Annotated in this window: 24 protein-coding genes and 1 pseudogene; 3 read left to right on the top strand and 22 right to left on the bottom strand. The window is 39.6% G+C overall.

Going from position 1 to position 24,211, the window contains the following annotated elements; all coding sequences use genetic code 11:
- Window positions 1-15 precede the first annotated feature (15 nt).
- Window positions 16-428, bottom strand: a pseudogene (locus tag Q0Y52_RS16015) (hypothetical protein).
- Window positions 429-586: 158 nt separating this feature from the next.
- On the opposite strand from Q0Y52_RS16015, the gene Q0Y52_RS16010 reads away from it, so the two are divergent.
- A complete protein-coding gene (locus tag Q0Y52_RS16010; RefSeq protein ID WP_297823361.1) occupies window positions 587-1,228 on the top strand; it encodes a hypothetical protein in 642 nt (213 codons plus the stop codon).
- Here Q0Y52_RS16010 and tcdA read toward each other — a convergent pair.
- Window positions 1,203-2,024, bottom strand: coding sequence for a tRNA cyclic N6-threonylcarbamoyladenosine(37) synthase TcdA (gene tcdA / locus Q0Y52_RS16005; protein WP_297823359.1), 822 nt, complete (start codon window positions 2,022-2,024; stop codon window positions 1,203-1,205). The two genes, Q0Y52_RS16010 and tcdA, sit on opposite strands and share 26 nt — an antisense overlap.
- Window positions 2,025-2,257: 233 nt before the next feature.
- Here tcdA and Q0Y52_RS16000 point away from each other — a divergent pair, with 233 nt between their 5' ends.
- Window positions 2,258-3,679: a mannose-1-phosphate guanylyltransferase/mannose-6-phosphate isomerase gene (locus Q0Y52_RS16000; protein ID WP_297823357.1), complete on the top strand. Its 1,422-nt coding sequence runs from the start codon at window positions 2,258-2,260 to the stop codon at window positions 3,677-3,679.
- A gap of 35 nt (window positions 3,680-3,714) precedes the next feature.
- On the top strand, window positions 3,715-5,160 hold the full coding sequence (locus Q0Y52_RS15995) for a phosphomannomutase CpsG (protein WP_297823355.1): 1,446 nt from the start codon (window positions 3,715-3,717) through the stop codon (window positions 5,158-5,160).
- Window positions 5,161-5,243: 83 nt separating this feature from the next.
- Here Q0Y52_RS15995 and Q0Y52_RS19615 read toward each other — a convergent pair whose 3' ends face one another.
- The 20 genes from Q0Y52_RS19615 to leuS form a co-directional block, all read right to left on the bottom strand.
- Window positions 5,244-5,336: a PEP-CTERM sorting domain-containing protein gene (locus Q0Y52_RS19615; protein WP_366939304.1), complete on the bottom strand. Its 93-nt coding sequence runs from the start codon at window positions 5,334-5,336 to the stop codon at window positions 5,244-5,246.
- Complete coding sequence (locus Q0Y52_RS15990) at window positions 5,314-5,676, bottom strand: hypothetical protein (protein WP_297823353.1); 363 nt, start codon at window positions 5,674-5,676, stop codon at window positions 5,314-5,316. The genes Q0Y52_RS19615 and Q0Y52_RS15990 overlap by 23 nt, the downstream gene beginning before the upstream one ends.
- On the bottom strand, window positions 5,666-6,181 hold the full coding sequence (locus tag Q0Y52_RS15985; RefSeq protein WP_297823351.1) for a hypothetical protein: 516 nt from the start codon (window positions 6,179-6,181) through the stop codon (window positions 5,666-5,668). The genes Q0Y52_RS15990 and Q0Y52_RS15985 overlap by 11 nt, the downstream gene beginning before the upstream one ends.
- Entirely contained in the window at window positions 6,075-6,524 is a 450-nt protein-coding gene (locus tag Q0Y52_RS15980) for a hypothetical protein (protein WP_297823350.1), read from the bottom strand. Before Q0Y52_RS15980 ends, Q0Y52_RS15985 begins: the two co-directional genes overlap by 107 nt.
- Before the next feature lie 227 nt (window positions 6,525-6,751).
- A complete protein-coding gene (locus Q0Y52_RS15975; RefSeq protein ID WP_297823348.1) occupies window positions 6,752-7,039 on the bottom strand; it encodes a tetratricopeptide repeat protein in 288 nt (95 codons plus the stop codon).
- A gap of 103 nt (window positions 7,040-7,142) precedes the next feature.
- On the bottom strand, window positions 7,143-9,554 hold the full coding sequence (locus Q0Y52_RS15970; RefSeq protein ID WP_297823346.1) for a tetratricopeptide repeat protein: 2,412 nt from the start codon (window positions 9,552-9,554) through the stop codon (window positions 7,143-7,145).
- A 575-nt stretch (window positions 9,555-10,129) separates the two neighbouring features.
- Window positions 10,130-11,092 (bottom strand): lipoyl synthase, encoded by a 963-nt coding sequence (gene lipA / locus Q0Y52_RS15965; RefSeq protein WP_297823344.1) that lies wholly within the window; start codon window positions 11,090-11,092, stop codon window positions 10,130-10,132.
- Complete coding sequence (gene lipB / locus Q0Y52_RS15960) at window positions 11,085-11,732, bottom strand: lipoyl(octanoyl) transferase LipB (RefSeq protein ID WP_297823342.1); 648 nt, start codon at window positions 11,730-11,732, stop codon at window positions 11,085-11,087. The genes lipA and lipB overlap by 8 nt, the downstream gene beginning before the upstream one ends.
- A gap of 33 nt (window positions 11,733-11,765) precedes the next feature.
- Window positions 11,766-12,029 carry a DUF493 family protein YbeD gene (gene ybeD / locus Q0Y52_RS15955; protein ID WP_297823340.1) on the bottom strand — a complete coding sequence of 88 codons (264 nt, stop codon included), beginning with the start codon at window positions 12,027-12,029 and terminating at the stop codon, window positions 11,766-11,768.
- Between the two features lie 34 nt (window positions 12,030-12,063).
- Window positions 12,064-13,236 (bottom strand): serine hydrolase, encoded by a 1,173-nt coding sequence (locus Q0Y52_RS15950; RefSeq protein ID WP_297823338.1) that lies wholly within the window; start codon window positions 13,234-13,236, stop codon window positions 12,064-12,066.
- 235 nt (window positions 13,237-13,471) lie between these two features.
- Window positions 13,472-14,284, bottom strand: a complete 813-nt coding sequence (locus Q0Y52_RS15945; RefSeq protein WP_297823336.1) for a septal ring lytic transglycosylase RlpA family protein — start codon at window positions 14,282-14,284, stop codon at window positions 13,472-13,474.
- Between the two features lie 7 nt (window positions 14,285-14,291).
- Entirely contained in the window at window positions 14,292-15,290 is a 999-nt protein-coding gene (gene mltB, locus Q0Y52_RS15940; protein WP_297823333.1) for a lytic murein transglycosylase B, read from the bottom strand.
- A gap of 60 nt (window positions 15,291-15,350) precedes the next feature.
- Window positions 15,351-16,469 carry a rod shape-determining protein RodA gene (rodA, locus tag Q0Y52_RS15935; RefSeq protein WP_297823330.1) on the bottom strand — a complete coding sequence of 373 codons (1,119 nt, stop codon included), beginning with the start codon at window positions 16,467-16,469 and terminating at the stop codon, window positions 15,351-15,353.
- Window positions 16,469-18,412, bottom strand: coding sequence for a penicillin-binding protein 2 (mrdA, locus tag Q0Y52_RS15930; RefSeq protein ID WP_297823326.1), 1,944 nt, complete (start codon window positions 18,410-18,412; stop codon window positions 16,469-16,471). Before mrdA ends, rodA begins: the two co-directional genes overlap by 1 nt.
- A 2-nt stretch (window positions 18,413-18,414) precedes the next feature.
- Window positions 18,415-18,885 (bottom strand): 23S rRNA (pseudouridine(1915)-N(3))-methyltransferase RlmH, encoded by a 471-nt coding sequence (rlmH, locus tag Q0Y52_RS15925; protein ID WP_297823323.1) that lies wholly within the window; start codon window positions 18,883-18,885, stop codon window positions 18,415-18,417.
- An 8-nt stretch (window positions 18,886-18,893) separates the two neighbouring features.
- The gene (gene rsfS, locus Q0Y52_RS15920; RefSeq protein WP_297823320.1) at window positions 18,894-19,211 is read right to left on the bottom strand and encodes a ribosome silencing factor; all 318 of its coding nucleotides are present in this window, start codon (window positions 19,209-19,211) and stop codon (window positions 18,894-18,896) included.
- Between the two features lie 46 nt (window positions 19,212-19,257).
- Complete coding sequence (gene nadD, locus Q0Y52_RS15915; protein WP_297823318.1) at window positions 19,258-19,953, bottom strand: nicotinate-nucleotide adenylyltransferase; 696 nt, start codon at window positions 19,951-19,953, stop codon at window positions 19,258-19,260.
- A 15-nt stretch (window positions 19,954-19,968) separates the two neighbouring features.
- Window positions 19,969-21,006: a DNA polymerase III subunit delta gene (holA, locus tag Q0Y52_RS15910; RefSeq protein WP_297823315.1), complete on the bottom strand. Its 1,038-nt coding sequence runs from the start codon at window positions 21,004-21,006 to the stop codon at window positions 19,969-19,971.
- Window positions 21,006-21,545, bottom strand: a complete 540-nt coding sequence (lptE, locus tag Q0Y52_RS15905; RefSeq protein ID WP_297823384.1) for an LPS assembly lipoprotein LptE — start codon at window positions 21,543-21,545, stop codon at window positions 21,006-21,008. The genes holA and lptE overlap by 1 nt, the downstream gene beginning before the upstream one ends.
- Window position 21,546: 1 nt before the next feature.
- On the bottom strand, window positions 21,547-24,150 hold the full coding sequence (gene leuS / locus Q0Y52_RS15900; RefSeq protein ID WP_297823313.1) for a leucine--tRNA ligase: 2,604 nt from the start codon (window positions 24,148-24,150) through the stop codon (window positions 21,547-21,549).
- Between the last annotated feature and the right edge of the window lie 61 nt (window positions 24,151-24,211).

Below are 24,211 nucleotides of genomic sequence, written 5' to 3'. Positions count from 1 at the left end.
ATCAGGGCTTAGCGCTTAATGCAGATTGTTGGCTAGTGCTTGTTCGAAATAACTTTGACACTGATTTTGCTATCATTGACTAAACGTTGGTAACAAATACCAGCAAATGCATAAGTGTTGCCTGCATAATTCAATACTACATAAGGTGCACTAGGGTCGGAATCATCATAAGCCCAGTTGCCACCTACTTTATTGCGAAAAATCTCACCTATGTAAGCACCATATATATTACAAATGGTAAACACAGCGCTTTCTTCTAATGCCTGATCTTTATATCGGCCTAACCAGCTTAAAATAACATCATCCACCAGATCAATGCTTTGCTCAGAGCCATCCAAGGTAAGATTGAACTCTTCTTTGGTGGTGGTTACCGCGTTCTGTGAGCTGTCTATCATTAAATCTGTCAGTTCTGCTGATGTCATTTGCATATACTGTCTCCCATAGCCTTTGAGGGATCAATTGTGTTGCTTATTAAGTGATTTGTCGATTAGAAATAATTTTGTTGAAGTAACCTTGATTATTTTAGTTGATCTGATGGCTGTTGTTTTCGTAAATATAAGTCAACATAAATATAGGTGTTCTACTTTTGAAGTATTCTTTCATTTTGCCACTTTCGGCACTCATTGCGTTGTGTCTGTTATCTTTTTTAGTAACATATGAGGTGATCCCTTCAGGTTTAGAGCTATTGAAGAGCTTGCAAACACGTTTTGATAGCTACTTCTATTTACTTATTTTATTCATCATTTTGTTAGAATCTATTGTTTATGTTGGTTTCTACTTCCCAGGACAGTTTTTTGCTGTGGTGTTGGTTGTTTTATCTAAACCCCAGCCCCATGATATACTTTTTTTAACTTTAGCAATGGTGGTAGCAGCGACATTAGGATCATGCGTTAACTACTTTTTAGGCAGAAACTTTGGTGATGTCAAGAAACATCAACCTAATCTATCAGTAAAAAGTTTATTAGTGGCTATGATACACATCAATTCTTTGGCATTTTATATGTTTAGCCAAGGCGTAAATCACAAATCATCAAAGGTCGTATTGTGGGCGGGTCTGCTCAATTTACCTTATTATTTATTACTTATCTGGGGAACGTCAGTATTAAGTGAGCAAGTTATGCAGATGGCAGAAAACACCTGGTTTTTAGCAATAGCTGTCAGTGTTTGGTTGGGTATAGCGTTGTTTATCGATTATAAAAATTTTAGAGCGACGATCTCGAATCTTTAACTTGATTATTATATTTACTGATTAACTTTTGTATTACTCTTGCGCAAGCCACAAAACCAAAGGTTGCTGTCACCGCTACTGCTGCCCCCAAACCATTATTACAGTCTAACTTGACACTACCATCTGTCAGATTTTTTTTCGAACAAACGCTACCATCAGCTTGTGGGTAAAGAATTTGTTCGGTGGAGTAAACACAATCAATGCCAAAACGTCGTTTGGTGTTAGTACTAAAATTATAAAACCTTCTCAGTTCGGAACGTAACTTTGCCGCCAAAGGGTCTTGGATAGTTTTACTGAGATCAGTCACTGCAACTTGGGTGGGATCAATCTGCCCGCCCGCTCCTCCAATAGTAATGATAGGGATCTTATTACGTTTACAATGGGCTACCATGGCCGCTTTAGCTTTTATACTATCAGTGGCGTCCACAACGTAATCATATGTTGAATTTAGTAATTCTGAAACGTTATCTGGCGTCACAAAGTCCTCAATCTGACGGACCTGACAGACTGGATTTATTTGCATAACTCTCTGAGCCATAGCTGCGATTTTTGCTACACCTACCGTATCTTGAAGCGCATGGATTTGTCTGTTGGTATTAGTGATACAGATGTCATCCAAGTCAATCAGAGTTATTTGGCCAAGTGCCGTTCTTGCTAACCCTTCGGCCACCCAAGAACCTACGCCTCCAATACCAACCACACATACATGTGATTGGCGTAAAACATCTGTCCCTGACATTCCATACAGGCGTTGGGTGCCACCAAAGCGTTGATCTGTTACTTGTTTCTGATCCATAAACTCACATCAATATAATTTTCAAAAGGATTATATCAGTGGCATGGCTTATATCCCAATGCATAAACGTATCTTTTTCAGTCATACTTTTATTTAATTGAATTATTAGGATATAGGAGTTCTTTGATGTTCTTGATTGAATAACTAACTAAGCTTTAATACTATTAAGCCACATATACTCGCAGCAATTTTTATGATGTTATAATTTCAGCATAATCAAAAAGGAAGGTGTGATGAAACCTGTTGTTTTAGCCGGTGGAAGTGGTAGCCGTTTATGGCCTAAATCGAGAGCAGCTTTACCAAAGCAGTTTTTAAGTCTGACCAGTGACTTGACTATGTTGCAAGACACCATTGCAAGATTAGAAGGCACAAATGCTGACCAGCCAATAGTTATTTGTAATGATGCTCATCGTTTTTTAGTGGCAGAGCAGCTTCGTCAACAAGATATACAACACGGCGGTATATTACTCGAACCTATGGGGCGTAATACCGCACCTGCTATTGCTTTGGCTGCTTTGCATGCATCCCTAAATGGTGAAGACCCTATTCTACTTATTTTAGCTGCTGACCATCTAATTAATGATGCACCTGAATTTCATAAAGTCATCACTCAGGCAGAAGTGTTAGCCAAACAAGGTAAACTGGTCACTTTTGGTATTGTGCCAGATGCGGCGCATACGGGTTACGGTTACATTAAACGTGGTGACAAGGTTGCCAGTGAAGATGTAGGTTTTGATGTGGCGAGCTTTGTCGAAAAGCCAGATTTAGTTACCGCACAACAATATGTCGACTCTGGTGAGTTTTATTGGAACAGCGGCATGTTTATGTTTAAAGCCAGTCGTTACCTACAAGAACTTGAAAAATATGCACCTGACATGTTGGCCATCTGTAAAAAAGCCATCGCTTCTGAATCCACTGATTTGGAATTTGTACGAGTAGATGCCAAAGTATTCGTCACTTGCCCTGATGATTCTATCGATTATGCCGTCATGGAAAAAACAGATTCTGCCTGTGTCGTGCCGCTTGACGCAGGTTGGAATGATGTAGGCAGTTGGTCTTCACTATGGGAAACGGCCAAGCATAAAGATGCACAAAATAACGTGGTCATTGGCGATGCTATTCTTGATGGAGTCACTAATAGTTATATCAATTCAGAACAACGCCTTATCTCTGTAGTGGGATTAGATGATGTTGTGGTTGTTGAAACCAAAGATGCAGTGCTGGTGGCACACAAAGACAAAGTGCAAAATATCAAAAATGTGGTGAATCAACTTAAAGCAGAACATCGCCCTGAGTGGGAGTTCCACTGCGAAGTATTCAGACCTTGGGGCAGTTATGACTCTATTGATAACGGCGAGCGTTTTCAAGTCAAACGCATCACGGTAAAACCGGGTGAAAAACTTTCAGTGCAAATGCATCACCATAGAGCTGAGCATTGGATAGTGGTCTCAGGCACGGCAAAAGTCACCAATGGTGAACAGACTTTGTTGTTATCAGAGAATCAATCAACGTATATTCCAATAGGTGTGATACATGCGCTTGAAAATCCCGGTCGTATTCCGCTGGAACTGATTGAAGTCCAATCAGGCTCCTATTTAGGTGAAGATGATATTGTACGTTTTTCAGACCGTTACGGGCGTGTAGAGGCTAAATAGGCGCAGTTAATATTGAATTTAAAATAAGAGAATGTATGAAAATCACATGTTTTAAAGCGTACGACATACGCGGTAAATTAATCGAACAACTCGACGAACAAGTGGCCTATCGAATTGGACGTGCCTTTGCAGAATATATGCTTGCTAAAACGGTCGTAGTAGGGGGCGATGTGAGATTAACCTCCCAGCCGCTTAAACTGGCGCTAGCATCAGGGCTAATCGACGGAGGTGCGACAGTGACCGATTTAGGCATGACAGGCACTGAAGAGATTTATTTTGGCACTAAATACCTGGGGATGGATGGTGGTATTGAAGTCACCGCTAGCCATAATCCCATTGATTATAATGGCATGAAATTAGTTAAAACTGACTCTAGGCCCGTCAGTGGCGATACGGGGTTGTTTGCTATTCGTGATTTGGCCGAAACTTATGCACAAGATGACGTTCAAACTAGGCTTGAATTTTATTCCAATGGTCTGGTCAGTGAACAAGCCTTTATTCAAGGTCAGGCATCAGTTGACACCAATAAACTCAAGGCCACTGGGCAATATAGCCTACTAGACAATATGCAGCCTTATGTGGCGCATATGCTGTCTTATGTTGATACAGCTAACATTACTCCCATAAAGTTGGTTGTTAATGCCGGTAACGGTGCTGCAGGTGACGCATTAGATGCCATCCAAAGTGCATTAGAAACGGCCAATGTGCCAGTTGAATTTATTAAGGTGCATCATCAACCCGATGGCACCTTTCCAAACGGTATTCCTAATCCTTTACTATTAGAGAGTAGGGCAGATACCGCGAATGCGGTGGTTGCACATTCAGCGAATATGGGTATTGCGTGGGATGGGGATTTCGATCGTTGTTTCTTGTTCGACGAAAAAGGGGATTTTGTCGAAGGTTATTATATTGTGGGTTTATTAGCGAAAGCCTTTTTAGATAAAAAACCCGGCTCAAAAATCATTTATGACCCAAGGGTGTATTGGAATACCGAAGATATTGTTCTAAAAGCGGGCGGTATCCCCATAAAAAGTAAAACCGGTCATGCTTTTATCAAAGAGCGTATGCGCGCAGATGATGCGATTTATGGGGGGGAAATGAGTGCGCACCATTATTTCCGTGATTTTGCTTATTGTGATTCTGGCATGATCCCATGGTTATTAGTGACAGAATTGTTGTGTACCACACAAAAACCTTTATCCCAGTTAGTTAAAGAGCGTATTGCTGCTTTTCCCTCTTCAGGTGAAATCAACAGTACTCTGGTGGACCCTGACGCGTCCATTAAAGCTGTACTGGATAAATATGAATCCAGTGCAACTTTGGTGGATTACACCGATGGTATTGGCTTGGAGTTTGAAAATTGGCGCTTTAACTTACGCAAATCGAACACCGAACCAGTGGTTAGACTTAACGTTGAGTCCAGAGCCGATATTGTTTTAATGGAACAGAAAACCAAGGAATTATTGGCACTGCTGAAATAACCTTTTATATGTTTCTTTTGATTGGTGTACAAAGCTAATAAACTCGCCAATTGCCGAGTTTATTATTTAGGTGTTAATTGCCATTAAGCTGTTTTTCTACGTCTATACCAAATACCCATTATTCCTAGGCCTATTAAGGCTAATGCTGAAGGTTCAGGGACGGGGGGTAGTACCACTCCCAGGTGGTTTTTTGGTGATAGTCACGTTACAAGGCGTCTTTTCATTGCCTCCTATACCGTCCCCATCATCATTACAAGGGACCTTAGGATTTGAAGCGTGTAAGTCATCTAATGATACCAGCACGAAACCATTACCAGCTTCAGGGGTATCTACATCATTGTTAACCCCAAAATTTTTGGGTAATAGACTCGTAATATCAAATCCATCACCAAATAAGTTACCGGAAATTTCTACTTCAATTCCGAAGTTGAAATCCCAAGTCTTTTCGTCGGTAAAAATATCGTTTCTTGATTCAACAGCAAGTTCATAGCATGCCTCTGCACTACTAGTCCTCATCGCTGGTAGACCCATTACCACATTTCACTGTTTTAGGTGACCGGTCATAAAAGTCTCCTAGCGAACCAAAAAAATCTCCATCGTTTAATAAACTGGCGTTATAGTTTAAGGAAGATAAAAAAGAAATTGATAGGCCGTTGTCGGTAACTGCGATTTGATTGGGGGGGGAGGTATCAGTGTTTAAGGAAAGCTTAACATCGTTGACTTTATTCTCTTCAACTCCCTTTCTCTCTCTTTCAATTTTATCTGAGTCGGTAAGACCTGGTATTTTTGGGTCAAACGTTAGCTTTTGGACACCATTGTCACTTGCAAATGACAGGGTGAAGTATTCACTTTTCATCGCTTTTTCTGCGTTTTCTTGTTTTGAGCCTTCCCAGCCGACTAAATAATCATTAGCATCACCAGAACCAGAATCTGTCGTATAAACTATCTTTGATTGCTTGCTCGGCTGCTTTACCTGCCGCTTTCTTTCCATCTTCACATGAATTTTTGCATTTGCCGTCAACGCTGTTAGCATCTTTATATTGACTCTCGGCCTCTTTTTTAGCTGTTTTGGCTTCCTGTTCACATGTTTTACTACAGTCACCTGACTTAGCGCTCTCTGCATAAGACAAATCTTTAAAACCTAACGGATGAGCAATATACAGGTATTGTTTACCATTGTGAGTTGAAAACGCTAATGTGCCCCCTTCAGCTTTTTTTACGTTGCCTAGATCATAATCAATAGCAAAGGCTATGTCATATTCGCTCTCCACATAGAGACCATCATAGCTGAACTCGGTCGCCGCCTGTGTTGATAAGCTACATAACCCCGCTACTGCGGTAACCAATAATTTTTTCTTTAACATTATACTACTCACCAAATATTAAATTACTAAATAAAATCTAACTTACACTGTGAATGCAAAAAAAATACCATTATTTAACTACTTGTATTTAATCATTTTTTTATTGCAATCTACATTAAGTGTAAAAAAAACCGACGGTCTGAGTGTTTTTTTACCTGATGTTGTAAAGTTATCATTTGTGTTGTTTTAATAAATTAATGCCAAATGATAGTTTCAATATCCGTTGCTTATATTGAATTCATTAATGCTTGTGCTAAGTCTTTTTCAGCAAAAGGTAACTCGGTAGTCAGTACTTTTTTAAGCTCCTGTCTTGCGGCTTCAAGTTGTCCTGATTTAACTAGGTTGTAAGCAATATGATATTGAATACTAGGGTGATTAGAGTTCATGGAAAACGCCTCTCTCAATAAATCTAAGCCTTCTATGTATTGACCTTGCTGCGTCAATATCCATCCTTTTGTATCAATAAATATTGGATTAGATTGATTAATTTCTAGGGCGTTGTTTATAAAACTCATCGCTGTGTTTGGGTCACTGAGAGTCAACATACTGGCCAAATTATTGTAGATATATTCAATTCGAGGCAGTTGTGCTACTTTTTCTAGGACTAAGTAGTGTTGTTTAGCGAGGTAAAGTGTCTCCTTGGTAATAAAAAAAGTCCGCTAAAATATGCCGATGAAAATATGCTGTAGGATATTTGTCGATGATGCCTTCTAGGGTGCTAACAAATTTATCAGTACCCATGTTTTTGTCTTTTGCTAAGTTATAAAGCTTAATAACTGCTACTCGATAGTTATTGTTTGAGTTTAGAGCTGTAAGGTAGTGAATCTGGGCTGATTCTAATTGGTTTTTTGTTTGCGCAACATCCCCTAAAATAACTTGTATGTTAGAGTTTTTCTGAATTTTTTGAGGAAGGCTTGATATTATCGCTTCAGCCTTGGTTATTTCCCCTATATTGATATACAAACGCATTAACTCGATTTTTGCATAGAGATAATTGGGTAACAATTCTAATGCCCGTAAAAGGGTTGTTTCAGCATCATCATAAATTTTAGCAATGCGTTGTTGTTGCCCTAGATAAAGTAACTGTTGATGATCCTTAGCCTTACTCCAAATAATATATAGCTTTACATATTGTTCTGCGGCTTGCTCTAGGGCATGTTGTTGAATGTATATGTTGGCTCTTAATAGAATATATTTAGGATCTAAAAAATGACTTTTTTGCAAGCGGTCTAATTCTTTTAGAGCAGAAGGGAAATCTTTCAATGTCTGATAAATGCTGATTATTTTTTCATAAGGAATAACATTTTCTCTGTTGAATAACTTAGCCGAAGTAAATTTGTCTTTTGCTTTTTCAAGTTTTCCCAAGCTTAGTAAAATATTTCCCTGCAATACATATAGCCTAAAACTATAAGCATTTTCTTTAAGAAGGTTTTCAGCATAGGTATGTGCTTGTTGGTATTCTTTTTTTAAATAATACAGATTTGCTTGGTTATATTTGGCAGAAAATATATCTAAGTTAGCCGCTAATACTATGCTGTTAATTTTTTGCGCATCTTGAAATTGTTGTAACCTTATGAGCACTTCGACTTTTAATAGTTGGTAAGCCAAATTGCCTGGCACAAGTTCAATTAATTCATTCACTAAACCTAACGCGCGTTTTTTTTGACCGTTTTGAAGATAAAGCATGACCGCAACTTTCTTTACTTCTTGGCCAGTTGCGTTTGTAAAGTGTTGTTCGAAATAACTCAGTGCCTTTTGATGTTTATTTCTTGCTTGTAATATTTTTACTTGCATCAGGTCAAATACACGTTTGGCATTATGGTTTTTTCTTAACTCTGTGATAAAACGTTGGCATTGATGAATCTTATTAGTTTGGATATATAAATCACACAATACTAATGATAACGATAAGTTGTTTTTTATAATGTCGTAGTGGGTTTCCATTATTTTTAATGCCACTTTGGACTCATCTAGCCTAATGTGAGTATCAACAAGTATCCCAATTGCATAGAGGCTTTCGGGATTCTGGGAAACATAGTTGCTCAACTTACTTCTGGCGGTTTCATAGTTGCCGGTCATATATAACGCTAACCCGGATACCAATAATAATTCAGATTGTTTTAATAATTGTTCATTGGGTATTAAAGCCATTTTTTTTGTGATTTCTTCGTAGGCTTTTACTGCAAGTTCATTATTATCATTCATGCCATAAAGCCTTGCGCTGAGTAACATGATAAAAGGTTCGTCTGGCGTGATAATTAAAATTTTGTCTACCACATCCCTCGCTTTGTCGAGTTGTTTAAGGCTTACATAAGTGTTAGCCAATGAACGGCTTATAAATGGCGCAGTAGGCAATATAATGTACGCCTCCTTAAATAACGCTAACGCCTTTTGAATATGCCCTTCTTTTTCATTAATTTGACCTTTTATGTGCAAAGTAAATGGGTTACGGGGATTTACATTTAAAGCTTTGATAATAAATATTTTTGATTGAACTATGTTGTCTTGTCTCAAATAAAAGCTAGCTAAATTATTGAGTGCCGTTATGTTCTTAGGTTGTAATTCGAGGGCATTTTCATATTTTTCAAGGGCTTTATTGAACCGCTCAAGGTTTTCATAGGCAATGGCTTGTAAAATGGATATTTCAAAATTATTGTTTGCGCTAAGTTTATTGGTCAACAATCTGATTACCTTCTCATATTCCATAATACGGGAGTATGCTTGCGCAAGAGGGAGGTAAGCAATATCTAAATCAGCGCCTAAAAGTAGTGACTCCTGATATTCTATAATGGCCGCGCGAGTTTGGTTTCTGCGTAACAATATATCAGCCATCATTAATTTAGACTGCAAATGAGACGGCTTATCTTGCAGCGCATTTTTTAAGTAAATATAGGCGTCGTCGAAGTTTTCTTGATTAAAACTCTTAAGGGCTTTTTCGTAATCTAGTGCTGACTGAGAAAAAGCATGACTACAAAAAAACATCAGTATTGAAATAATTAAAATTGAGGTTGGCTGATTTTTGTTTTGCATTGTAATGAATAACATCCACTGATTTAGTTATAGTAAATAATTTTCCCTTAGCATAACAATACATAAAAAATGTCTATTTTTTCGATGAGTTTTTAGAAAAATCAACATGCTGGTTAGTGACCACCATTATTTTCGAGATTTTGATTGTTGTGATTTAGGCATGAACCCATGCCTATTGGTCACAGAATTGTTGTATACCGCACAAAAACCTATATCGTAGTTAGTTAAAGAGCGTATTGCTGCCTTCCCATCCTCAGGCCAAATTAACAGTTCACTGGCCGATCCTGATGCCTCTATTAAAGCTGCACTGGAAAAATATGAAGCCAGTGCAACAGTGGAAGATTACACCGATGGTATTGGCTTGGAGTTTGAAAATTGACGCTTTAATTTGCGTCAATCTAATACCGAACAAGTAGTTATATTAAACGTTGAATCAAGAACTGATATTGCATTTATGCAAAAAAACTGCCTAGTTGTTAACTTAGCTAAAGTAAATAGTCATATTAAAAAACCAAAAACTCAAGCTATTGACTGGGATTTTTGGTTTTAGTTTCTTAGGTATATCAAACCGAAGCTTATTTCACTTCTTCACCAGCAGCTTGTTTATCTGCATGGTAACTCGAACGCACCATAGGGCCACTAGCGGCATGACTAAAGCCTAATTCTTTGGCAATTTCACCTAGTTCGTCAAATTCATCTGGGTGCACGTAGCGCTTTAATGGGAAGTGATGTTTACTGGGTTGTAAATATTGGCCCAAGGTCAGCATCTCCACATTGTGGGTGCGTAAGTCTTTTAATACTTCGGTTATTTCGTGTTTGTCTTCGCCCATACCCATCATTAAGCCTGATTTGGTAGGGATATCAGGGTGCTGCTGTTTGAATTTTTTCAGTAAGTCTAACGACCATTGATAGTTGGCCCCTGGTCGACATTCCCGGTACAAACGAGGAATAGTCTCAAGGTTGTGGTTAAATACGTCAGGCGGACTTTGCTTGAGTATTTCAAGGGCTCTGTCCATACGGCCTCTAAAGTCGGGCACTAACACTTCTATCTTGGTAGCAGGACTGTGTTCGCGAATAGCGCTAATACAATCAACAAAGTGCTGCGCACCACCATCGCGTAAGTCATCTCTGTCTACAGATGTTATCACTACATACTTTAACTTCATTTCAGCGATGGTTTTAGCTAACTTAATGGGCTCTTCTGCACTAGGAGGCAAAGGCTTACCGTGTCCTACATCACAAAATGGGCACCTGCGAGTACAGATATCACCCAAGATCATAAAAGTGGCGGTGCCGTGATTAAAACACTCAGCTAAGTTAGGGCAACTGGCTTCTTCACATACTGAATGTAAATTATTTTTACGTAAGGTTTTTTTGATATGGTCAATTTTGTCTGTATTACGGGGCAGTTTGATTTTTATCCACGCGGGTTTACGTAACATCTCTGCCTTTTCTGTAGGCATGATGGTGATAGGGATATGTTTAACTTTTTCGTCATCCCGAAGTTTAACTCCGGCTTGCGGGCGTGCGTTAGTCATTAAAGCCTTCTCTATATTCTTTGTTTTTTATACCTAATAAGGCTGATAAATGATCAGTCAATTTTGTACCTACTTCAGCAAGCGTATTAGGACCATCAAGTTGTGCGCAATCTATCATTTCCAGTCCGGCATAACCACATGGATTTATGCGTTGAAATGGACTTAAGTCCATGTTGACGTTCAAAGCTAAGCCGTGAAAAGAGCATCCTTTACGTATCCTTAGGCCTATAGAGCAAACTTTTTTAGCATTTACATACACGCCAGGAGCATCTGCTTTGGGGTAGGCATTAATTGCATATTCTTGTAGTGAGTTAACCACACATTGTTCTAAGGCTGTCACTAAGGTTCTCACACCTAACTTATTACGTTTTAGATTCAGTAGTACATACATCATTTGTTGGCCGGGTCCATGGTACGTGACTTGACCACCTCTATCGACTTTAACCACAGGAATACTACCTGGCATCAGAATATGTTCTTCTTTACCTGCCTGGCCCTGGGTGAATACGGCTTGATGTTCTACCAGCCATATTTCGTCGGCTGTTTCAGCATCTCTATTATCAGTGAAATCTTGCATGGCTTGCCAAATAGGCAAGTAGGTTTGTAGTCCTAACTGTCTGATGATTAATTTAGTGGGCATTATTTACACAAGTACTCTTTAACAAACGACTCGCTACAAAACCACTTTCACAAGCTCTAATTTAGCCAGTTCAATATAAAGGGTTTCCATATGTGCTTTGCTGGTAACCGTTATGCTAAGTGATATGGAGTGGTAAGTCCCTTTTGAACTGGGCTTTACCTTGGGTACATAATCACCTGGCGCATGAACCTGCAAGCACGATATAACATCTTGCGGTAAACGCTCATGGGCAATGCCCATGATTTTAAACGTTTGCTGGCATGGGAATTCCAACAGTTGATCAAAATTAGTATCCATCATCTTCTCGAATATTTAATAAAAGTGTAGGGTATTAACTATCAAAGCCAAGGCTTAATTTGACGAAATCAACCATGCGGTCGATCAACCCTCCTTCTTTGACTTCTTGTAACGTAACTAAGGGATATTCAGCAATATCTACGCCTTCAATTTGCAGATATAACTTGCCTACTACTTCGCCTTTAGCGATAGGCGCTTGTAAATCTTTGTCTAACTTAAAATTAGCTTTCAAATTTTTGCTTTGGCCGCGTGGAATGTTAATGGGGGTACCTTGTAATATACCTAGGTCGACGGTTTCTTTGTCACCCATAAAAATGCGTTGGGAAACAAAGCTGTCACCCGCTTTATATGGAGTAATCGTTTCATAAAAACGGAATCCATATTTGAGTAATTTCTTGTTTTCAACTTTACGCGAACGCTCACTATCGGTGCCCATTACAACGGAGATTAAACGCATATCCCCTTGGTAAGCCGAAGTAATCAGGCTATAACCTGCATCCGATGTGTGGCCGGTTTTTATGCCATCAACATTTAGGCTTTTATCCCACAGTAAGCCGTTGCGGTTATATTGTTTGATGTCGTTAAAGGTAAATTCTTTTTCAGCATAGATAGCATACTCCTCTGGCACGTCACGAATCAGAGCAGCTGATAAAATCGCCATATCCCTGGGCGTGGTGAAGTGCTGGGCATCATGTAATCCATGACTGTTTACAAAATAAGTGGAGGCCATGCCTAATTTTTCTGCATGCATATTCATCATACTGGCAAAGGCATCTTCACTACCGGCAATATGTTCTGCCATTGCCACACACGCATCATTTCCAGACTGCACGATAATGCCTCGATTCAGATCTGCTACGGATACTTGTTTGCCTACTTCGATAAACATCTTCGACGAATCTGGAAAGTTTTTAGCCCAGGCATTTTCAGAAATAGTCACCATATCTGTGTCTTTAATATTACCGTTTAGGAGTTCTATACCAATCACATAGCTTGTCATCATTTTGGTTAAGCTAGCGGGAGGGATCTGAATATCAGCATTTTGCTCTGCGATAACGTTACCCGTTTGGAAATCCATCAATATGAAGCCTTTAGCTGTAACACTAGGCGCAGGAGGGATAACCACAGCGGCAGTGGCTGAAAAGATAAATGACCACAGGACTATACTATTTACAAGAGAGCTGAAATACGTTTTTGGTTTAAGCATTAAACTACCGTTTTTTGAAATGTTGTAAGAATAGAGACGTTTTATTAGACATAAAATAAAGACCTCAACTTAAGCTGCGCAATATAGCACTTTGAGGGTTAAATTGCTGCTCAACTAAAAACTAATCCAAAATAACATAGGGTTTTGGATTAGTCTAAATTTGTGAGACTCACATTATTATAAAAAGTTTAATTAGGTTCGTAAGTTTGTCGATATGTTTAAGCATAAGGTGATGCTAATCTGAGTACACTTTATAAGCGTCAGGATAGTCATTATTTTTAAGTTCATTCAGCAAATTATCTGCCTCATGTTCGTTTTTTATTGGGCCAAGATGTAATTTGTAAATACCCTGCTCGAATCTTGTTTCGAAGGGGCGTTGATATAATATTTTTAAGGCACTTGCTAATTTGTCTATTTGAGTTTTGTTTTGCAATGCAACCACTTGTATATAGAACCGTTGGTTAGAAATATTAGTGTCTTTATTACTGATAGTAGGGAAGCGTCCTACTGTGATCTTACCCGCTTTATCCACATGGATAACGTCCAACTGTACATCGGTAATCCCGGTTTTTAATACGTCGAGCTTTAATGCTGCAGCATAGGATAAGTCTATCACCCGACCACTATGAAACGGTCCTCTATCATTCACTCTAACGACTACCTGTTTGTCATTTTTTAAGTTGGTCACACGCACAAAAGAGGGTAATGGCAAGGTTTTGTGTGCGGCAGACATTTCGTACATATCATATACTTCACCATTAGCGGTTAAGTGACCGTGAAACTTTTGTCCATACCAACTAGCGTAGCCTTTATCGCTGAAACCTTTACCTGTTGTGAGAGGCTGGTATCTTATTCCTCTGATGGTATAAGGACGCATGTTAGATGGCGCGTAGGCTTCATATTTAGCCACTATGTCTGTTGTGGTCACATGTTGAGGAATGTTTTTGGGCGCCGAGTCATGATGTTGGTAGTAGCGTCCTTTGGGAGCACAACTTACCACCATTAATACAAAAAAAGTTAGACCTATGCAACGACAATAGTTTTTCATAGCCGTTTTAATGACCAACTGTGGCAGTGGTTAAAGTGTTAAAACCTTGTTTGAGTTGTTGGCTGAATTGAAATACTACCATGGCATATAAAGGACTGTGGTTATAGCGAGTGATAACATAAAAATTGGGTAAGCCTATCCAATATTCTTTTTTATCTGCTTGTTCAAATTCAAATAATTTGACGCTTATTTCTTTACTTAGTTTGGACTCGGTAATAGTGACCCCTGCGGTTTGTAATTGAGACCACTGATGAGAATATTTAAGCGATTTTGATAATAATACTGGGTATTGAGTGCCACTTACTTGCGCCTTATACGCAATATCAGCGTTAGCCTTCCAGTGATGTTTTTTAAAGTAGTTTGCGACACTACCTATAGCGTCTTCAGGATTGTTTAATAAGTCCCTCACACCGTCACCGTCAAAGTCCACTGCATAATGGCGGTAACTAGATGAGATAAATTGCCCCCAGCCCATTGCTCCAGCATAGGATCCTTTGAGTTGGGTGATATCAAAGTTTTCCTCTTTGGCTAATAAAAATAATTGTGCTAATTCGCTACGAAAAAACTTTGCTCTAGGCGGGTAATGAAAACCTAAGGTGACAAGCGCATCGAGTACCGAATACTTACCTAGATACGCGCCATAAAAAGTCTCAACACCAATGATGGCTACGATGATCTCAGTGGGTACACCGGTTTCTTTTTCTGCACGCGCTAAGGTTTCTTTATGGGTATGCCAGAAAGTCAAACCTTTTATTAAGCGCTTTTTAGTCAGAAAAATAGGGTGATACTGATGCCAAGGTTTAGCTTCCCATGGCTTGGCAATCGATTGCAAGACAGCCTCATTTTTAGTCGCTTTTTGCAACGTCGATTCAACCACTTTTCGGTCAAACTGATGTTCATCTACCATCATGTCGACAAACTGCTCTTGCAGTTCTCGGGGGGAGGCTTGAATATTCGAGCTTGAGATACACAGGCCTAACACTAAAAATGATTTAAACAACTTCATGGTTTTTCCTTGAAAGCGAAGTAATTTTACTTAATTAAAATTTTGGGGGAATAGATCTTACTATTCTCGCGACATGATCCTTTTTTGAGTACTGATCGCCATCAAAATACCAAAACCTGCGAGCAGTGTCACCATAGAAGTACCACCATAGCTAATTAAGGGTAAAGGTACGCCAACTACAGGCAAAATTCCTGAAACCATGCCAATATTCACAAACACATACACAAAGAAGGTGAGGGTAATGCTACCTGCTAAAATTTTACTAAATGCACCTTGCGCTTTCACCGCTATCAACATGCCCCGAATAACAATAAAGGCGTAGATAGCTAAGAGTCCTATTACGCCCCAAAATCCAAATTCTTCACTGAAGACCGCAAAGATAAAGTCGGTGTGACGTTCAGGTAAAAATTCTAACTGAGATTGGGTACCTTGTAACCACCCTTTACCTTGTGCACCACCTGATCCAATGGCAATCTTGGATTGGATAATATGATAACCCGACCCTAGGGGATCACTTTCAGGATTAAGAAATGTCAGTACTCTTTGTTTTTGATAACCTTGCATCAAAAATATCCACATAACAGGAGTGAAAGCAGAAGCTGCGACAGCAACAAAGGATATAAAGCGCCAACTCATGCCAGCTAAAAACAATGCAAAAACACCGGAGCTAGCTATCAGAAGTGAGGTACCTAAATCCGGCTGGCGAGCGATCAATAATGTGGGTATAGCCACTAAGACAAACCCAATCAGTATATGCCAAGTTTTGGGGGGCAAATTAAATCGGCTAATATACCAAGCCACCATCATAGGTACAGCTAGTTTCATGATTTCAGAGGGTTGAAAGCGAAAGAACCCTAAATCTAACCAGCGTTGAGCCCCTTTACTGGAAACACCTACGACCCAAACGGCGATTAACATAGCAATACCAATTACGTAAAAATAAACAGATAATTTCTGATAAGCCAAGGGGGGGATTTGCGCCACAACTAACATCACACCTAAAGCCAGTGCAAGACGTGTTAATTGTCTTTGGATCAGACCTATGTCTTGTCCCCCGGCTGAATAAATGGTGACTAAACCTACTGCCATTAACACAATTAACCCAAACAATAATATGCCATCACAATGAATTCTGTTCCAAAAAGAATGATTACTAGAATTTAGTTTAGTTCTAAGCATCAGGGTTGTGCCTTGACTGGTTTAAGTTCGGTTTGTGTCAGTGCAATTCCCTGTGCTTCTTGTGCTAAATATTCGATAACTTTGTGTTCAGGAAATGTTTGATCTTTAAAGTAGTTATCCATTATTTTACGGGCGATAGGTGCTGCTTGAGCACCGCCATGTCCGGCATTTTCTAATACAACAGAGAGCGTCATTTGTGGTTTGTCGTAGGGAGCATAGCCGACATACATAGCGTTATCGTGGTTTTTCTTGGATAGCTTTGATGCATCATAATCTTCGTCTTGAGCGATAGAAACTAATTGTGCCGTGCCTGTTTTACCTGCGGATATATAATGAGACCCTTTAAATGCTGTATGTGCAGAGCCTTTTCGATTCACCGTACCATACATGCCATCCAATATTACATCCCAGTTGTGTTCATCTTTTATAGCGATTGGGCGTCTTTCTTTAATGGCCTGCATCATAACTGCATTTTTTTGGATATTACCACGAATAATTTGTGGAATAATACGCCTGCCTTTGTTGACTAAGATTGTTATTGACTGGGTAAGTTGAACCGGTGTTGCTGTCCAGTAGCTTTGCCCAATACCTACGTTGATAGTGTCGCCTATATACCAAGGGCTGTTAAATAATGCTTTTACAATGCCCCTGCTTGGCATAATACCATCGGCTTCTTCATGAAGATCGATGCCTGTATAATCACCAAATCCAAATTCGTACATACTTTCACTGATACGGTCTATACCTAATTTATAAGCTAGATCGTAAAAGAAAATATCACAGGACACTTCTATTGCTTTAGTTACATCCACCCATCCATGACCCCATGGTGTATGGTCTCGCCATACACGTTCAACATTTTTTAATTGATATTTACCCTCATCATAAATCCGGCTTTTAGGCGTAATCACTTTTTCCTCGAGCCCCGCCAATGCCAAAAGAGGTTTTACTGTTGATGCTGGTGGATATTGCCCCTGTGTCGCGCGATTAAACAAAGGCCTGTCTGAGGTAAGTAATTTCTTATAATTTTTACTGCTAATACCATGAACAAACAGGTTGGGGTCGTAACTTGGACTACTGTATAACGCAAGTACTCCTCCATCTCGAGGATCGATGGCGACTAGCGAACCTTTCTTACCAGCAAAAGCCTTTTTTGCTTCAAGTTGTAAATTTATATCAATATTTAATACGATATCTTTACCGGGAACAGGCGGATTAAAGTCCAAAATACGGATAATTCGGCCCTGATTATTAACCTCTACTTCTTGAAATCCGACTTTACCGTGGAGCATTTCTTCGTGGTATTTTTCGATACCTCTTTTACCAATATCATAGCTTGCCGCATAGTTTGCTTCATACCCAGCCTCGTTGAGTTTTTGTAGGTCCTTCTTGTTAATCTTAGCCACATAACCTATTACATGGGTGAGGGCACTACCATAAGGATAATGTCGAGCGAGCCTAGCTTCGACAGATACGCCAGGATACTTATGTTGTTGTACAGAAAAAAGTGCGACCTCTTTGGGTTTTAAACGGTTGATCAGCATAACAGGTTTGAAGCGCCGAGTACCTTTTAAGTCTCGATAAAAGTCAATGACATCTTCTTTGTCAATATCTAATAACATGCCTAAGTTATTGATAGTTAATTCAAGATTTTCAATGTCTTCTGGGATCAATTGAAGACTAAATACCGGACGGTTTTCAGCTAGTAATATACCATTGCGGTCATAAATCAATCCACGGTTGGGTGCTACGGGTAATAATTTTATTCGGTTGCCATCTGCACGTGTTTGGTAATCTTCGAATCGACTTATCTGTAAATAATATAAATTAGATAGCACCATGCCCATCATTACAAAAACCACAAATAACCCAATAAAAGTGCGCCTAGCAAAAAGGTTGGTTTCCGCTGAATGGTCTTTAATAAGGATACGCGGTGAAGGCAAATTTACTCTCTATGATAAGGATGGTTATTATTAATTGACCAAGCTCGGTACAAGCTCTCAGCTACAATTATACGCACTAAGGGGTGTGGTAGAGTTAGACTCGACAATGACCACTTTTGTTCCGAAATATTTATACATTCAGGGGCTAAACCTTCTGGCCCACCTATCAATAAACTGACATCTCGGCCATCCATTTTCCAACCTTCCATAGTTTTAGCCAATTTGTGAGTGTCCCAAGGTGAACCTGTTACTTCTAAGGTGACGACTCTATTACCTTTGGGAATAGCTGCTAAGGTCAATTCTCCTTCTCTTTGCAAGATACGTTTGATATCAGCATTTTTGCCACGTTTACCGGCAACTATTTCGCTGAGCTGCAAAGGCATATCCGCTGGGAATCGTCTGCTGTATTCCGAAAAGCCTTGCTCAACCCAAGCGGGCATTTTCATACCCACTGCAATCATTTGTATCCGCACTGGTTAATTTAGCCCCAGAGTTTTTCTAACTGATAGAAATCTCGGGCTTCGTCTTGCATCACGTGCAAGACCACGTCACCTAGGTCGACTAAAACCCAATCACCGGTTTCGCGCCCTTCAATACTTAAAGGGGCTGTGCCAGCTTGTTTAGCTTCAACAACCACGTTTTCGGCAATTGAAATAACATGACGTTTAGAATTACCTGAGCAGATTAACATGGTTTCGGTAATGGAAGATTTTTCTGCAACATCTAAATCAATAATGTCACGACCTTTTAAGTCTTCGACTTTTTCTATTATAAAGGCTTTTAACTGTTGGTGGTCCAAAGACTTTCCTTACGGTTGAATTTCATACAATTTAATTTTACTTAGTTTAACAGAAATCAGCACTTGTCTGATAGAGATTATGCTGTTGAATATAATCTAATATCTTTGGCGGTAAAAAATTAGCAACTGATTGATTGTTAGTCAGTAGTTGTCTAATTTTGCTGGATGACACTGTTAATGTTTGAGTATTGGCCACATATATACGTCCAGCGAGACTATTATGCAGATCCATTGGATTAAAAGTCTGCCTTGTTTTTAGCAGTGCTTGCAGTTGTGGCACATACTGTTTTAACGAATTATCAGCATGGTTTTTTAGTGTTTTTACTGACTCTGCTTTTCTTTCGCACACCACAAAATGACAAAGTTCGAAGAGGGTAGGCCATTTGTGCCATGTCATTAGATTCTTCAAGGAGTCGGTGCCGATGAAAAAACACAGGGGTGTATTGGGTTTTGCTGTACGTATTTCTGTTAATGAGTCGACACTAAACGTGGGTTTTCCCCGATCAATATCTCTGGAGTCAGGGTAAAATAAAACATGATCAGCACAAACTAGTTCTACCATTTTAAGTCTGTCTTCGCTTGACGCAGCGGCTGGATTCTTATGGCTGGGAATATAACAAGGCATCAAGGCCACTTTTCTGATATTAGCCTTTTCTGCACCTTCCATCACTGGGTAAATATGTCCATTATGAATAGGGTCAAAGGTGCCACCAAAAATACCTAAAGGAGGAGCAGGTTTCATATAATTAAACCACTCCTAATTTAAAATGCCATAGTCTAAAGGCATACAATTCAGTGAATAAGGAACAAATAGCAAACATAAATGGCATAACTCTACATAAGGACGAACAACGTATGATTGCTTGATGGCGTTATCAAACTCCGTCAGCTTGTGTTGTAGCGATCGCATATGTTCTAACGATAAACGTTGCAACGCTGATTGATATAAAGGTTGACGACTTTTCCATATGCGGTGCTGATTCCAGTTAATCGTTTTTCCTTGCTGTTTATCAAACAATAATGCCTGCAAGGTTTGCCACTCCCGAGTCAAAGCCCAAACAATAATATTGGGTTCAACACCTTCACTTTCTAGGCGGTAGAGCATTTTTACGGCTTTTTGTGCATCTCCGCTCAGTAAAACATCAACTAAATGAAACACTGTAAATCTGGACTGATCGACTACTGCTTGTTCTACCTGTTCAAAATTTGGGTTGCCTTGGGGATAAAGCAGCATTAACTTTTGAATTTCTTGTTTGGCAGCCAGTAAATTCCCTTCACAGTAATCAACCAACAACTGGGAAATTTGCTGGGATGGCTGCATACCTGCTATACGCATTTGGTTATTTAACCATTGATATAAAGCATTGCCTTCAAGAGGATAACAAGGTATGAAAATAGCGTGTTTGTCTACTGCCTTAAACCATTTTGTATTTTGTACGTCCTTGCCAATTTTACTACCATGTATGACAATCAGTACATCAGGATTAACTTGATGCGCTAAGCTAGTTAACACTTTGCTACCTTCTGCTCCAGGTTTCCCTGTAGGTAATTCGAGTTCAATGATTTGTTTGGTAGAAAACAATGATAAGGTTTGTGTTGCCTCCACCAGTGTATCCCAGCTAAATTGACCGTCTGCCACTAAAGATTGGCGCTCGTCAAACCCTTGAGCTAAAGCTGCACCGCGAATTAACTCGATACATTCGAGTTTTTGTTGCGGCTCATCACCAAAAATCAGATAAAAAGGTTTTAGCTCTGAGGCGGCATTAAGATTAAAACGGTTTGGATAAACCTGCATTAGCTACCCGTAATCTGTTGCCAATTAGTATATGAACTGGCAATTTGGCGGATGATGCGATTAGCTGCTTCACGGCGCATTTCATTTTGGATCAAATCCAGCTCACGAGATTTTGCTAACACTGCATCAGGATCGTCTTGGTATTCCCTAGTGACATCGAATTCTATCTCTTGTGCATCTTGTGCTGGAAATTGAAGCTGATATCTAATGGTATATACTAGTTCGTACTCTGCTACTTGTCCGGTTGAAAAAAGGGACAATAATCGTCTTTCAAGTTGGTCGGATGTTAAATAAACAACAGCATCTGCTTGTTCAACAACTTGACTAGGACTGACCGTGTTATCCCAAACTTCTATGTTAAACCCTTGTAGCTGTTTCCTGAGTATCCTTTGCATTGGCGTGTTTTTCTGTACCGTTAATAATTGCAGTTGCTGAATACCTGTGGGCAGCCCGAAATCACCACGTAACTTAAAGCCGCATCCTACTGTTGTTAATATGATAGTGAGGATACAAATATTTAAGCCTATGCGCTGTAGCACCTTAATTTGCCACAATGTTGAGTAATCTACCGGGTATATAGATGACTTTTCGGATTATTTTGCCATCTGTATGTTGCTGCACATTTTGTTCGGCGAATCCCATAGCCTCAACTTGTTCTTTTGTGGCATCTGCTGCTATGGTAATTTTAGCTCTGACTTTACCATTGACTTGAAGCACTATCAGTTTTTCATCTTCAACCATTGCGTCAGCTTCGGCTATCGGCCATGGCGCGGTTTCTACTGCATTTGTATGACCAAGATCTCTATACATCACATGACAAATATGCGGTGCGATAGGAGCCAGCAATAAAACTATTGCGTTGATACCTTCGCGCATTACAGCTAAGTCTTGCATAGATGTTTTAGGCGCTTTTTGTAAATGATTGAGCAATTCCATAATGGCGGCAACCGCGGTGTTGAATGTTTGGCGTCGACCAATATCATCACTGACTTTTTCAATTGTTTTATGTATTAAACGTCTAAGGCTTTTCTGGGCACCAGACAAACTAGCTTTGTCTAAATTTGTTATTTTACCTGATTCGATGTGTTCTTGAACTAAGGTCCACAAGCGTTTTACAAACCTATGTGCACCTTCAACACCAGAGTCAATCCATTCCAATGTTTGTTCAGGAGGCGCAGCAAACATAGTAAAAACTCGAATAGTATCAGCACCATACACATCAATTACTTTTTGGGGGTCGATGCCATTATTTTTCGACTTGGACATTTTGATCATGCCGTGGTGAATGACTTCCTTGCCGTCAGACTCAAGTACTGATTTGATGATCCTGCCTTTCTCATCTTTTTCACTGTTCACATCAGCAGGGGAAAACCACTCTTTTTTACCTGTTTCATCTTCACGATAAAACGAATCTGCTAACACCATACCTTGACACAATAAACGCTTATAAGGTTCGTCAGATTCAACTAAACCTTCGTCACGCAAAAGTTTGTGGAAAAAACGTGAGTATAGTAAATGTAAAATAGCGTGTTCTATTCCCCCCACATATTGATCAACAGGTAACCAATAGTTGGCTTGTTCTGGGTCTAACATGGCTTGGTCGTTTTGCGCACTGCAATAACGGGCGTAATACCATGATGATTCCATAAAGGTATCAAAGGTATCGGTTTCTCTTAATGCCGGTTGACCGTTGTATTGGGTTTTTGCCCACTCAGGGTCTGCTTTGATTGGAGACGTAACCCCATTCATATGCACATCTTCAGGCAATTCGACTGGCAATTGTTCACTGGGTACAGGAACCGATTCACCATTTTCTAAATTTAACATAGGGATCGGTGTGCCCCAGTAACGCTGTCGTGACACACCCCAATCTCTCAAACGATAATTGACTTTCTTTTTCCCCTTATTTTGATCACTAAGAGTTTGTGCAATTTTATCAAAGGCTTCCATTGATGTGAGACCATCGTATTCGCCAGAGTTAACCAATAGGCCTTTTTCGGTAAACGCCCTTTGGTTTACATCACACTCAACAGTACTTTGAATATCGCCTTGAATAACTTGTTTTATTTCTAGATCATATTTGGTGGCAAATTCCCAGTCGCGTTGATCGTGTCCTGGCACAGCCATCACTGCACCTGAGCCGTAACCCATTAATACAAAGTTGGCTACCCAAACAGGTACTTTGTCTCCGGTTAACGGATGAATAGCGTGATATCCTGTGGCGCAACCTTTCTTTTCCATGGTGGCCATATCTGCTTCAGCTACTTTAGTATTTTTACATTCCTCAATAAATACAGCTAAATCACTGTGCGTTTTGGCTGCCTCTAATGCCATGGGATGTTGCGCTGCAACGGCAACATATGTCACCCCTAATAAAGTATCTGGGCGTGTGGTGTACACATCGAAACTGGTAAGTTGTGCGACAGATTGTGCCAGTTCAAAAGTGATTTCTACCCCTTCTGAACGGCCAATCCAGTTTTTTTGCATGGCGCGGACCTGTTCTGGCCATTCTTCTAATTGTTCTAAATCGTTGATCAGTTCTTCTGCGTAGTCGGTGATCTTTAGAAACCATTGAGGAATTTCTTTTTGTTCAACTATGGCACCAGACCGCCAACCGCGACCATCAATCACTTGTTCATTAGCAAGAACTGTATGGTCAACTGGATCCCAGTTTACCGTTGCGTTCTTTTTATACACTAAACCTTTCTCGAACAAACGTGTAAAAAACCATTGCTCCCAACGGTAATAATCTTTTTTACAGGTGGCTATTTCCCGGTCCCAATCGTATCCAAACCCCAAGGTTTTTAATTGGGTTTTCATATACTCAATATTCGAGTAGGTCCATTTGGCTGGTGCAGTATTATTGTTAAGGGCTGCGTTTTCAGCAGGCAATCCAAATGCATCCCAACCCATTGGCTGAAGTACATTCTTACCTAACATTCTTTGATAACGACTAATCACATCACCAATGGTGTAATTACGAACATGACCCATATGCAAACGTCCACTTGGATAAGGGAACATAGAAAGGCAATAAAATTTTTCTTTGTCAGCATCTTCAAATGCTTTAAAGGTTTGCTGAATTTCCCAATAGGCTTGAACCTCTTTTTCGATTTCTTGAGGTTGATACTGTTTTTCGGTCATTAAAAAAGATTTCCGTGACTAATGGGATAAGGTGAAAAGACCTTAAACAATCATATAAAAG

The organism is uncultured Paraglaciecola sp. (assembly GCF_943787955.1).
Lineage (GTDB): Bacteria > Pseudomonadota > Gammaproteobacteria > Enterobacterales > Alteromonadaceae > Paraglaciecola.
This window is presented reverse-complemented; position numbering and strand designations above follow the sequence as displayed.